The organism is Chryseobacterium paridis (genome assembly GCF_016595215.1).
GTDB lineage: Bacteria > Bacteroidota > Bacteroidia > Flavobacteriales > Weeksellaceae > Chryseobacterium > Chryseobacterium paridis.
In genome coordinates this window covers 631,550-644,173 of record NZ_JAENHK010000001.1, presented here as the reverse complement: position 1 = coordinate 644,173, position 12,624 = coordinate 631,550, and the positions used below count along the sequence as shown (strand labels likewise).

The 12,624-nt window shown below is 33.7% G+C and carries 15 protein-coding genes; 10 read left to right on the top strand and 5 right to left on the bottom strand.

Annotation, left to right across the window (positions count from 1 at the left end; genetic code table 11):
• The first annotated feature begins 137 nt into the window (after positions 1-137).
• From JHL15_RS02955 to JHL15_RS02935, 5 genes are read left to right on the top strand one after another with little or no spacing between them, the layout of a single operon-like run.
• A complete protein-coding gene (locus JHL15_RS02955) occupies positions 138-1,478 on the top strand; it encodes a TolC family protein (protein WP_200242610.1) in 1,341 nt (446 codons plus the stop codon).
• 1 nt (position 1,479) lies between these two features.
• On the top strand, positions 1,480-2,070 hold the full coding sequence (locus JHL15_RS02950; RefSeq protein WP_200242609.1) for a SprT-like domain-containing protein: 591 nt from the start codon (positions 1,480-1,482) through the stop codon (positions 2,068-2,070).
• Between the two features lie 2 nt (positions 2,071-2,072).
• A complete protein-coding gene (locus JHL15_RS02945) occupies positions 2,073-3,155 on the top strand; it encodes a mannose-1-phosphate guanylyltransferase (protein WP_234047669.1) in 1,083 nt (360 codons plus the stop codon).
• Positions 3,156-3,186: 31 nt separating this feature from the next.
• Positions 3,187-3,849: a hypothetical protein gene (locus JHL15_RS02940; RefSeq protein WP_200242604.1), complete on the top strand. Its 663-nt coding sequence runs from the start codon at positions 3,187-3,189 to the stop codon at positions 3,847-3,849.
• Positions 3,818-4,351, top strand: a complete 534-nt coding sequence (locus JHL15_RS02935; protein WP_200242603.1) for a GNAT family N-acetyltransferase — start codon at positions 3,818-3,820, stop codon at positions 4,349-4,351. The genes JHL15_RS02940 and JHL15_RS02935 overlap by 32 nt, the downstream gene beginning before the upstream one ends.
• Positions 4,352-4,422: 71 nt before the next feature.
• On the opposite strand, the gene bcp is transcribed toward JHL15_RS02935, so the two are convergent.
• Complete coding sequence (bcp, locus tag JHL15_RS02930; RefSeq protein ID WP_200242602.1) at positions 4,423-4,872, bottom strand: thioredoxin-dependent thiol peroxidase; 450 nt, start codon at positions 4,870-4,872, stop codon at positions 4,423-4,425.
• Positions 4,873-4,904: 32 nt separating this feature from the next.
• On the opposite strand from bcp, the gene JHL15_RS02925 reads away from it, so the two are divergent.
• Positions 4,905-5,525, top strand: a complete 621-nt coding sequence (locus tag JHL15_RS02925; RefSeq protein ID WP_200242601.1) for an endonuclease III domain-containing protein — start codon at positions 4,905-4,907, stop codon at positions 5,523-5,525.
• 111 nt (positions 5,526-5,636) lie between these two features.
• Here JHL15_RS02925 and JHL15_RS02920 read toward each other — a convergent pair whose 3' ends face one another.
• The 4 genes from JHL15_RS02920 to JHL15_RS02905 all read right to left on the bottom strand — a co-directional run bounded on the left by JHL15_RS02920 (position 5,637) and on the right by JHL15_RS02905 (position 9,695).
• Complete coding sequence (locus JHL15_RS02920; protein ID WP_200242600.1) at positions 5,637-6,221, bottom strand: hypothetical protein; 585 nt, start codon at positions 6,219-6,221, stop codon at positions 5,637-5,639.
• A 247-nt stretch (positions 6,222-6,468) separates the two neighbouring features.
• Complete coding sequence (locus tag JHL15_RS02915; RefSeq protein WP_200242599.1) at positions 6,469-6,915, bottom strand: DinB family protein; 447 nt, start codon at positions 6,913-6,915, stop codon at positions 6,469-6,471.
• A 2-nt stretch (positions 6,916-6,917) separates the two neighbouring features.
• Positions 6,918-7,820, bottom strand: coding sequence for a DUF6438 domain-containing protein (locus tag JHL15_RS02910; RefSeq protein ID WP_200242597.1), 903 nt, complete (start codon positions 7,818-7,820; stop codon positions 6,918-6,920).
• A gap of 78 nt (positions 7,821-7,898) precedes the next feature.
• Positions 7,899-9,695: a DUF885 domain-containing protein gene (locus JHL15_RS02905; protein ID WP_200242595.1), complete on the bottom strand. Its 1,797-nt coding sequence runs from the start codon at positions 9,693-9,695 to the stop codon at positions 7,899-7,901.
• A 167-nt stretch (positions 9,696-9,862) separates the two neighbouring features.
• On the opposite strand from JHL15_RS02905, the gene JHL15_RS02900 reads away from it, so the two are divergent.
• From JHL15_RS02900 to JHL15_RS02885, 4 genes are all read left to right on the top strand, one after another.
• A complete protein-coding gene (locus tag JHL15_RS02900) occupies positions 9,863-10,324 on the top strand; it encodes a hypothetical protein (RefSeq protein WP_200242593.1) in 462 nt (153 codons plus the stop codon).
• 175 nt (positions 10,325-10,499) lie between these two features.
• The gene (locus JHL15_RS02895) at positions 10,500-11,204 is read left to right on the top strand and encodes a MotA/TolQ/ExbB proton channel family protein (RefSeq protein WP_089028416.1); all 705 of its coding nucleotides are present in this window, start codon (positions 10,500-10,502) and stop codon (positions 11,202-11,204) included.
• Between the two features lie 94 nt (positions 11,205-11,298).
• Positions 11,299-11,697, top strand: coding sequence for an ExbD/TolR family protein (locus tag JHL15_RS02890; RefSeq protein ID WP_200242591.1), 399 nt, complete (start codon positions 11,299-11,301; stop codon positions 11,695-11,697).
• A gap of 27 nt (positions 11,698-11,724) precedes the next feature.
• Complete coding sequence (locus JHL15_RS02885; protein ID WP_200242589.1) at positions 11,725-12,609, top strand: ferric siderophore ABC transporter substrate-binding protein; 885 nt, start codon at positions 11,725-11,727, stop codon at positions 12,607-12,609.
• Positions 12,610-12,624 lie beyond the last annotated feature (15 nt).

Genomic DNA, 12,624 nt, shown 5'->3' with positions numbered 1-12,624 from the left:
AATGTGTAACTTTTTTATATTTGGTACGTCTAATATGGTAAATTCTTAATATGAAATCGCCGTGGTTTGCATGTGCAAATACTGATTAAATGATACGATTCCATATGGCCATTAAAAAAACAAATAAACATATACATATGAAAAAAGTTTGGATCTTCGTTTTTGGATTAACTTGTCTGGGTATCAATGCTCAGAAAAAATGGTCCTTAAGAGAATGTGTGGATTATGCAGTAAAGCATAACCTTCAGGTTATCCAAAATGAATATTCTAAACAAGTTCAGGACTCTAACCTTAGAATTGCTAAAAAAGGATATTTACCTTCTGTATCAGCAAGTGTAGGAAACACAGTCAGTTTTGGACAGGCTTCATTAGGTACCGGAAGTATCAGGAATGATAGATTTAGTAATAATGCAAGTCTATCAGCAGACATTTTGGTGTACAACAATGGTAGACTGGAGAAGAACATTAGAAAATCACAATTTGATGTAGAGGCAAGTCAATATGACATCGAAACCATAAAAAATGACATCTCTCTGCAGATTGCACAACAATATTTAACGACCCTTCTGAATAAAGAGATTGTAAAGATCTCAGAAAGTGCTGTTGAAAATGCGCAAAAGCAGTATGACAGGGCTAAAATAACGACTAAAGTTGGGACAACTGCTGAAACGGTTCTTGCTGAAGCTCAATCAGCATTAGCCAGAGAAAAACAAAACCTTAAAACAGCAGAGATTAATACGGGCAGAAGTTTATTTGCCTTAGCCCAGTTATTGCAATTGCAGGAATATAAAGATTTTGATGTTGAAGATGTAAACGTTCCTGATGAACTTACTCCACAACTGAAATCGGTAGATGAGGTTTTAAATACTGCTTACGATAATCAGCCACAAATAAAAGCAGCAGAAAGTAGAATCAGATCGGCAGAAGCACAAACGGAAGTTTCAAAAACAGCATTTTGGCCAACAGTAACAGCGAGTGCGGGAATAGGAAGTTTCTATAATAACCTGCTTAATACTGATAATGTAGGAAATTCATTGGTATATATTAAAGAGCGTAATCTTTTCCAACAGTATAAAGATAACTTTGGTCAACAAGCCGGATTGTCTGTGAGTGTTCCCATTTTCAATAAGGGAGTAACAAAATTGCAGGTTGAACAATCGAAGATCAATGAAAGTTCTGCTAAAAATACATTGGAGCAACAAAAACAAGCTGTAAGACAGAATGTGCAAAAAGCCCAGTTTGATGTGGAAGCCAATTATGAGGCTTATTTATCAGCTGTAGAAGCTGCCAAAAGCACAAAGCTTTCATTGGATTTTGCCGAAAAGAGCTATGCTGCAGGAAGAACTACTATTTTTGACCTGAATGTGGCGAGAAATAATTATGCTAATGCACAAGGTTCTGTAGCTCAGGCTAAGTTTAATTATCTTTTTAGTCTTAAATTGTTGAATTTCTATGCAGGAATTCCACTAAGTTTGTAAAATGTCTATTCAGTCACTAGAAAAATATTTACCACAGAACACACTTCAGTATTTAAAAATATGGTTTTCAGATTATTATATCCATATAAAAATTAGACGAAATAGGAATTCTAAACTGGGAGATTACAGAAAACTCCCAGATAATTCCCATGAAATAACGATCAACTCTACGTTGGCTCCACAGCTCTTTTTCTTTGTTCTGACTCATGAGCTGGCACATCTTATTGCCTTTGAAAAATATGGAAGACGTATTTCCCCGCATGGAAATGAGTGGAAAGATACATTCAGAAGAATGCTTCTGGAAAGTGTTGAGGTATATGATGAAGACTTAAAGCCCATTATTGTGAAATTTTCACGATCTCCAAAAGCCAATTTTATGGCAAGTCCTGAACTGGTAAAGTATTTCCATATTGAAAAACAAGACGATAAGCTTCAATTCATAGAAGAGCTGAAAAAGGGAGATTTTTTTATGTACCGAAACGAAAAGTATTTTTTAGAAGGTCTGATTAAAAAAAACTATCTTTGTAAGAACCTGGCTACTGGGAGGAAGTATTCATTCAAGCCTTTGGCACGGGTAGAAAAATGTAGTTAAGCATGTCAAAATCAGATAAGTATTGTGTTATTATGGCGGGTGGAATTGGTAGTCGATTCTGGCCCATGAGTACACAAAAATTTCCAAAACAATTTCAGGATATTTTAGGTGTTGGACGTACAATGATTCAGCAAACCTATGACAGGATCAGTAAGATTATTCCTAATGAGAATATATTCGTCATTACAAACAAAGAATATGTAAATCTTTCTCATCAACAGTTGCCTGAAATTCCAGAAAATAATATCGTTGGCGAGCCTCTGATGAAGAATACAGCTGCCTGTAATCTTTACATGGCAAATAAAATTGCAGAGATTGATGCAGACGCTACGATAGTTGTTTTGCCTGCTGACCATTTAATATTAAAGGAAGATATCTTTCTTGAGAAAGTAGAACTTGCTTTTGATCTTGCTTCAAAAAATGATTACCTCGTTACACTTGGAATTACACCAACCAGACCTGATACAGGGTATGGATATATCCAGTTTGTAGACAAGAAAAATGCTGAATATTTTAAAGTTAAAACATTTACAGAAAAACCTATTTTAGAAATAGCCCAAAGCTTTTTGGAAAGTGGAGATTTTCTGTGGAATGCAGGGATTTTTATCTGGAACGTCAAAAGCATTCATAAAGCATTTGAAACTTACCTTCCTGAAATGACACAACATTTTATGGCATGTGAATACAATGCCGATGGGGAGAATGATTGTATTGAGCTTATTTATCCGAAAGTTCAGAAAATTTCAATTGATAATGGAATTTTAGAAAAAGCTAAAAACGTATATGTAATACCTTCCGATTTAGGTTGGAGTGATTTAGGGACCTGGACTTCTGTTTATGAAAATGCTGAAAAGGATGAGCGTGAGAATACAATGAATCTAAAATATCTTTTATCATATAATTCAAAGGGTAATATTGTGCGGATGAAAAGTAATAACAAAGCTGTTATTATAGATGGTTTGGAGAATTACATCATCGTAGATACAGATAAAGCTTTGCTTATTTGCCCACGGGATAATGATCAGCTTATAAAAGACTATGTTCTCGATCTCAAAAACTTCAAAAAAGGAGAAAAATTCATGTAATAATTGATCCTCATTTGTTAACTTTCGAATTATGGACAAACTAATTTCAAAATGTATCATATTCGTCTTTATTCTTTCTGGAGTATTAGGCTATTCTCAGGTGAAGAAAAAATTTTCAAGTATTCCGAATATTCTTCAGGGAATTGAACCAAATGATAAGATAGATTTCTGGGTATTAAATTATAATACCTATGGAAAAGATCAGGAAATCAAAGTTTCAGGAACTAAAAAAGATTATACACCGCAAGTCTCAGGATTTGATATGTTTCCAGATGAAGATAGCTTTTATTATATTGTTTATTCATCAGGAGGAAAAACCAATTATGTAACTGATCTTGATGCATTGAAGAGATTTTTGGGAAAAATTGACAATGTACAGGAGGCTGCTATTGCTGCCACAGCAGATGGATATATGATAGATGAGGAATTTACAGATGTAGCAGGGAATTATTATGAAGACCAGTCAAATTATTATTTAGATTTAGGAAAGCTAACGTCAAAAGAATGTCCTTATCAGAAAACACATTATACAATAACGGTAAACAAAACTACTGGAGCTGTTACTAATGTAAAAGATAATGGAACATATATTGAGCTTTATAATAAGAAATGTGCCAATAATCCAAGGCTTTTAAAAATCGGAAAAAAAGAACAACCAAAAGATGAGCCTAAAAAATCAACCAGAAGAAAATAATTTCTACGAAACAGAAAGATTAATCCTTCGTCCAATATCTCTGGATGATAGAGAATTTATATTTGATCTTTATAACAGGCCGAAATTCATTCAGTTTATTGGAGATCGTCATCTTAAAACTATTTTAGATGCCGAAAATTATATAAAGAATAGATTTCTTCCTCAATTGGAAAGATTAGGGTATGGGAATTATCTGGTTGTTACTAAAGGTGAGAATAAAAAAGTGGGTGCTGTCGGTATCTTTGAACGGGAAGGACTTGATGTTGTAGATATTGGATTCTCTTTACTGGATGAATTTGAAGGAAAAGGTTATGCTTATGAAGCTGCTATAAAAGTAAAATCCATAGGAATGGATGAGTTTGGTTTGAAGAAGATATCCGCAATTACTTCCAAGGATAATTTTTCTTCTCAGAAGCTGATTGAAAAACTGGGGTTAAAATTTCAAAAATATATAACGCTTCCTGATGATAATGAAGAGTTAAGATACTACGAAACAGAATAAATAACACAAATTTCTAAACTAGGTAAAGCTAATGCTGTAGGGGGGAAATTTGTGTTATTTGTATTGAGAACTTAACCTTCTAAAATTTGTTCTGCGGCTGTTTTGGATGTCACTTTTTCAATGACTCTTGTACAAACACCCTTTTCATCAAAAATAAATGTAGTTCTTACAATTCCCATATACGTTTTACCAAAGGTTTTCTTTTCCTGCCAAACCCCGAATTTTTCAATAATATCTCTACTTTCGTCGGCAATTAAGTCATAGGGGAAAGCAAATTTATTATGGAAGTTTTTCTGTTTTTTTACAGAGTCTCCACTTATACCTAAAAGCTGGAATCCTGCTTTTTCTAATTGCGAATAATTATCACTTAGGTTACAAGCTTCTACAGTACACGTTGGAGTATTGGCTTGCGGATAAAAGAATATAACCAGCTTCTTTCCGATTAATTGAGATGAGGTTACTTTTTCTCCATCTTGATTGATTCCTTCAAAATTTGGTAATTTATCTCCTACTTTCAACATAATGTTTATTTTTGTTCAAATTTAGTGGTTAAATGACAAAAAAACAAAGGGCTGAACTTGTTCAGTTTGAATTAGAGAAACTATATCCCGAAGTCCCTATTCCTCTTGCTCATACAGATGCTTACACATTGATGGTTGCTGTAGCGCTTTCTGCGCAGACTACTGATAAGAAGGTGAATGAAGTTACCCCTCAACTATTTAAAGTGGCAGGAACGCCGGAAAAGATGGCTCAGCTGGAAGTTTCAGAGATCAAAGAACTCATCAAAGAAATCGGGCTTTCCAATACCAAGGCTAAAAATTTGAAAAGAATGGCTGAATTGTTATTGGAAAAACATAATGGAGTAGTACCACAAACCTATGAAGAACTGGAAGCATTACCTGGGGTCGGACATAAAACAGCATCAGTCGTGATGAGTCAGGGGTTCGGCTTTCCGGCTTTCCCGGTCGATACACATATTCATCGATTAATGACCCAATGGAAGCTTACTTCAGGAAAAAATGTTGTAGAAACGGAAAAAGATGCCAAAAATATTTGGAAAGAAGAAGTATGGAATAAACTTCATCTGCAGATTATTTTTTACGGAAGAGAATATTCTCCGGCCAGAGGGAAAGGAGAAAAAGATTTCATTACAAAAATGATGTTCGAAAAATAAAAGGATTCTTATTTGGAAGGCTTATCAAAACAATCAAGCTAGCTCAATTGTATATAACATAAAACTAAAAAGCTCACCTAGGTGAGCTTTTTTAAGTTTCAAAGAAATAAACTATTGTTTTTTGAGATAAGTTTTATTTCCGTTTTTATTGATGTAGTATTTACCACCACGAGGGCCGGTAAGAACCTCTTCTCCGTTTGGCCCTTGCAAAGTTCTATCTCTTGTAGGAGTGTAGTTACCTGTGGTCGTTGGGCGACTCTGATTACTAACAGTTTTAGTTGGCGCTGGTGGCACATTTTTCACATTTTCTTTGTTACCACCATAACGTTTGTCGGGAGTTCCATCCTTTTTGAGTTTTACACCACCCGTATTTGAAGTTGGTGCAACCTCGTTTGCAGCAGTTGTTTTAGATGCATAGCGCTTATCTGGGGTACCATCTTTTTTTAATTTTACACCTGTGCTATTAGCTGCTGATGTTACTTTTGCGGATGTAGGAGCTTGTGAATTAGAGGAGTAACGTTTATCTGGGGTGCCGTCTTTCTTTAATTTTACACCAGTTGTTGATGCTGATTCTTTTTTTGCTTTAGCTTCCTTTTTTGTTTTGGTTGGAGTGGATTGTTTTGATTGGGTAGTTTGCGCAATACTTAAGTTTACACAAAAGACCATAATAGTGACTAATGATAATAGTTTTTTCATGGTTTTTATTTTTTTATGAGTTAGTATTCATTTTTAACTTAAAAAAATCAATACAATTTACCAAATTTTTCTCATTCCAAAATAGAATAATACACGAAAATGAAAACTTTAATTGTTGGAAGCCAGTTATATAGAAAAATTGAGTAGAACGAGAGTTCACTAAACTACATACTTTTAAGAGCTGCCATGTTTACTGCTTTGTCTTATACGATTGACAGAGATTAAAATTTTAGTCTTAAAAGAATACTTATAAGTCCATCAATCTTCTGTGATAATTGATCTGACCCAAATGGTAATCCAAATGGGCAATGAGATGAATCAGAAAATATTCAGTACTCATCTTATATCCCAAAGGTTCAATAGGATACTCTTTCTCCAGATCAACCTGAGTCAATTTATCAAGAGAAGAATTTACAATTTTAATTGTATTTTCAATTTGTATAATTAATTCAGCTCGGGGAATATCTTTTAAGGAGAATTCAAGTTCTCTGTTTCTGATATATCCGGAGTTTCCTAGTATTGCACCAATAAAATGACTTAGGTTTCCTACCAAATGAAGGCAAAGGTTTCCGGAAGAGTTCAAGATGTTCCCATCTATCTTCCAGATTGATTCTTCGTTTTGATAGGCTTCAATTTCTGTTTTTAATTTACTTAGGTCCCTTGTATAAAGAGATTTTAGAGATTCTGTTATCATTTTTATAGTTTTGTCCATTGTTGATTTGCTTTCATTTGAGAAAAGATGTCATAAAGTTTCTTTAAACCCCTCGTTCCCATAAGTCCATAATCTTGTATTCTTTTTACTTTTAAATTATCATAAGTGATTGTTAAATATCCTGTCTGAGAATCGGTATATGCAACATTATATTCGTCATTTAAGTTTTCAAAATCAAGATAATTTACGAGGTCAATAATTTCTTTAAAATCTTTTTCTGACAGTTTTGAAGTATAAACTCCAGATACTATATAACCATCATCTTTAGTAGTCCAAAATGCATCTTTGTTTGATACTATTTCCATTTTAAAAGTGTAATAATTTCTATAAGAACCTGAGGTTTCAAATTTTATTTCTAAAATATTATGTCTTTTTGGAGATGAATTTTCTTCAATAAATTCACCATTTTTATAAACAAGATTTTCTTTAATTAGATTGCTCAAATATCCTTGTCTGCTAAGTATTTTTATACTCTGATATTCTATTTTATTATCTTTTACGGATGAAAATGAACATTGCTCATATAGCTCTCCTTTGCTTATATTTTTTGATTCGAAATGATTTCCTTTGTCTAAAATATAAATAGTTTCAGGCCCTTCAGAGGTCGTCCCACTTACCAAAAGATCTGTCAGCCCATTGTTGTCAAAATCCGCTTTTCCCCAGGTTTGCTTTAATTTCAAACTGTCTGCAATCACATTACAATACCAATCATAATTTATTTTATCCTCAACCTTTAAGTAGTAATTAATTTTATTTTTATCATTTCTAATAAAATCTTGAATATCCTTTGTTGAGGTTAACGAGTCAATTTTGTTAAATATTTTTTTATTTTGGCCATGAAAAAAGGATAGACAAATAATTAAGGTTATTAATAGAATTTTTTTCATATTTATAAGAATAAAAAATGGAGCAATTTATTAAACTGCTCCATCAAAAGTATTGATTTTTATATCTTTTTAAAAAGATTACTTCTGCTTTTTAGCCCAAAGTTCCATTTTCCTATTCAAAACATCCAATGGGAGACATCCCTGGCTTAAAACTTCATCGTGGAAATTGGCTAAACTGAACTTACTTCCCAATTGCTTCTGATATTGATCTCTCAATTCGCGGATTCTTAAAGAACCAATCTTATACCCTAAAGCCTGCCCTGGCATTGCCATATATCTTTCCACTTCTGCTGTTGCTCCCGCTTCGTCGTAAGAGATATTGCTTAAGAAATATTTTATAGCTTCCTCTCTGGTCATTTTACCAGTATGTAATCCCGTGTCAACAACCAGTCTTACGGCTCTTAACATCTGGTCGCTCAGATAGCCCATTTTTTGGTAAGGGTCTGTATATAAACCGAATTCCGGGCCTAAGGTTTCGCAATAATGTGCCCAACCTTCTCCATAAGCTCCAAACCAACCAAATCTCATGAATTTGGGTAGCTTAGTATTTTCCTGCTGAAGAGAAACCTGATAATGATGTCCTGGAATCGCTTCATGCAAGAAAAGAGATTCCATTCCGGAAGTTACATTAAATTTGGTCGGATCGGGAAGTGGAACATAGAAAATACCAGCTCTTTTTCCATCCGGAGTTCCGGGAGTATACTCAGCACTTGCACTTGCTTCTCTGAATTTTTCCGTTTGTCTGATTTCAAATTTTGTCTTCGGTGTTACATTGAACATCGTTTTTAACTTCGGTGTAATTTTAGATAAAATTCCATTGAAACCTGCCAAAACCTCTTTTGAAGTTTTATACGGCATTGCTTTAGGATCTGTTTTTACATAATTGATAAATTCTTCAAGGGTTCCTGTAAATCCAACCTGTTGTTTTACTTTTTCCATTTCAGCACGAAGCATAGATACTTGCTGAAGCCCTATTTTATTAATTTCTTCAGGAGTTTTATTCGTTGTAGTCCAGCTTTTTACATAGTATTGATAGATTTCATTTCCTTTTGGAAGGCTGTTGTAACCATCTGTATCTCTACCTTTTGGCAAATATTCTTTTTCTAAGAAATTACCCATTTTAGTATAAGACGGAATAATTTTTTTCAAAATAGCATCTTTATAAAGGGCTGTAAACTTTTCCTTTTGCGCTTTTGAGAAATCTTTTGGAAATTTCTTAATAGGACCATAGAAAATATTTTTCTCAAAATCCGGTGTGATGATTTCTTCAGCTCTCATTTGAGGAATCATCTTTACAATAAGTTTTTTTGGCAAAACAACCTTGTTAGTGATTCCATCTTTGAAGTTTTCTATTGCAGTATCCATCCAGGTAGGAAACTTATTCATTCGCTGTAACCAATCTGTATAATCCTTTTCTGTTTTAAAAGGTTGGCTTCCTTCTCCACTGCCAAATAAAGGGAAGTTTAAAGGAAGGCCTGTAAACTGGCTAAATGGAATATATTCAGGATGATAGGCATAAGCTTCAATTTTATCTTTTAAAGTGTAGTCTAAAACATCATAAACCACTTTATCTTCATCTGAAAGACTTTTGTAATCAACCTTATCCAATTGATTTTGAATTGAATTATAAAAGGCAATTTCTCCCGAAATAAAATCTTTATCAATGTTAATCGGCAACTGATCGTTGTATCTTGTATCACCCTGTGAAGTTGCATCCAGAGGGTACAATTTAAGATATTGTTCATAATAGTTTGAAGCAATAGAATCTAAATTCGTGGGAGTTACTTTTGTAAGTGGGGAATCGGATTTTTTGCAGGCTGTAAGACCTATGGCTAATCCCAGGCATACAATACCTTTAGATAAAACATTTTTCATTTCAGAATCTTTATAATAACAAAAGTAGTAATATTAAAAGATCCGAAAGGAATGGAATGTGATTTTAGAAAAAATAATTTTCAAAATATTTTTCAAATTCAATCTATTTTTTATCTTTGCTTAAAACAATTAACAATCATATTATTACAGCTCTTTTTTAAGAAATAATGAAAGGGATTTTAAAAATTTACCATCCGGACGAAACATTAAAATACAATATAAGAAGCACTTATTGCAAGGCTATTTATAGTAATCAGCAACATTTTCTTGAAGTTGAAGTCATAACGGATGATGGCTTGGATCACGTAGACGATGATTCTTTACAGTATAACTTTCCACAACTCTCACTAGAAGTTTTCGATTTTCCAATTGATTCTGCTGATCTGGAAGGGAAAACGATTAATATCAATGACTCTGAAGAGGACACCTATACAGAGGTAGATCTGTTCGATGATGAAGATGCTTTTATCTATGATAATGAGCTTTTCTTTGAGAAAAATGAAGAAGGTGAACTCGATTTGATCTGGAAAGGAACAATTGATGATTTCTATACAGGATCAGATACTCCAATTGCTTTTAGGCTAAAATGCGAACTTAAACAAGATAATATTGAGGTAGACGAAGATTAAAAATCGTCTTCTTATTATTTTATATTCAATTTCTTTTCAAAATTCTTTTTGGAAAGAAATTTGCTATTTATGTCTCATTGGAAAATTTAAGTTGTTTTTAAGCATTTTTTAAGAGATCAATTAATAATATTCCATTACTTTTGTCGTTTAAAATCATTATAAAATATTCAAATTAATGCTGTTAACGGAACTTACTCAGATCTTATTTGCACAAATTGCTACACCTGCAGTTGCCACAGACAATTTAGAATTTTCATTTTGGAACATCATGTTCCATGGAGGAGCTTTCGCTAAGATAGTGATGGTTACCGTATTACTGCTTGGTGTGTTTTCGGTATACCTGTTTTTTGAACGTTTTTTCTTTATTAAAAGATTGTCTTCGAAAACGGATTCCAATTTTATGAATAATATTGAAGACTTTATTAAAGAAGGAAAAATTGAATCTGCTGTAGACTATTGCAGAAGACAAAATTCTCCTGAAGGCAGAATATTAGAAAAAGGAATTTCGAGATTGGGAAGACCCGTTTCAGATATTGTGAGTGCAATGGAATCTCAGGCTCAGGTCGAAGTTGCTAATATGGAAAAAAACCTTAACCTATTGGCGGTTGTTCCAAGTATTGCTCCGATGTTGGGACTTTTAGGAACTGTTATCGGGATGATTATTGCTTTCTTTAATTTATCTCATGCAACAGGATCTTTTTCTCCAAAGACACTTTCGGAAGGTATATATACTGCTTTAGGGCAAACAGCAGTCGGTTTGGCAGTTGCAATTCCAGCTAACTTCTTCTATAATATACTTTTAACAAGAATTGACAAGTTTGTTTTGAAGGCTCAGAATATGTCTGGAGAATTTTTAGATCTTATCAATAAACCTTTATAAATCTTTCTTATGAAATCGTAATCAAAAGAAGTTCATATTGAGAATTATTAATTGAGCGATTCCATCTGACCATTAAAAATCTTAGAATAAACAGATGAAAATTCAAAGAAGAAATAAAGCAAATCCGGAGTTTAGTTTAGCAGCAATGACTGATGTTATTTTGCTAATGCTAATCTTTTTTATGATAACCTCTTCTGCGGCTAATCAAAGTGCAATTGATGTCAATTTGCCTAAAACGAGTACAGAAGATAATAATATACCTAACCCGCTGACAGTAAGTATCAAGCCGGATGGTTCTTATTATGTGGATGACAAACCCGTAGCCAGAGAGCAGCTTGAGCAAACTATAGTAAATAGTTTAACAAATCAAACGAATAAGTCTTTTACGATTAGAGCAGACGAAAATACATTACACAAGGATGTGGTTTATGCAATGGAAATTGCGGAGAAGCACAAATTTAATATTGCTCTGGCAACTATTAAAGACAAATAAACCAAGAAATTGGTAAGCATTAAACAAATGAAAAGTTATACTGTAGACAAAAACGAGGAAACCAGAGATCGGATAAAAAGTGGAATACTTTCTATTTTGGTTTGGTCTGCAATCCTGCTTTTTGTTTTTCTTTATAAATTAAAACCCGAACAGAATAAAGAACCGGAAGTGGTGACTACGATGCTGGTCAACTTTGGAGATAACCGTAATGGAAAAGGTATAGAAGAGCCTGCAGAGCAAGAAGGAAGCGTTGCGGCTAAAACGGAAGAAATTACCCCTGAACCAGTTGAAAAGGCAGTTCCTGAAACGAAGACTGTTGTAAAAAAACCTGAACCCAAACCTGAAACTAAAAAAGAAGAACCAAAAGAAAAGGTCATTACGGGGAATAATAAGAAAACAAGTGTTCCTAAAAAAGAAGAATCTAAATCTAATAAGAAAGAGACAACAAGTTCTTCTGCTTCCAAGAATAACAAAAAAACTTCTGGAGCAACAGCAAATTCCAAAACTGGAAACGGAGATGGAAAAGGAAACGCAGCTATTGGAAATCTGATCAAGGGAAGAGGAACTAAAGCTGGTAGTCAGGGAACTGGTACTGGTATTGGAAATGCTGGAGACCCCTTGGGAGGAGACGGAAATGGTGATAGTAAAGTAGGAATCGATCGAAAACTAATTGGCTATATCCCAGGAACAATGGGTAGAGGAGGAGCGCAACCACAACATAGTTGTACAGCTAGTGGATCTGTTACAGTTGCTTACACAGTAGATAAAGCTGGAAATGTGGTTTCAGCCAGAAGAGTAGGAGGAATATCTGATCCTTGTGTTTCTTCAACATCTGTAGCCTGGGTGAAAAAATACGTAAAAGCTGAAAAGGCAAGCACTTCCTCAACGGGAACTTATAAGATTACATTCTAAAATATAAAAAGCACT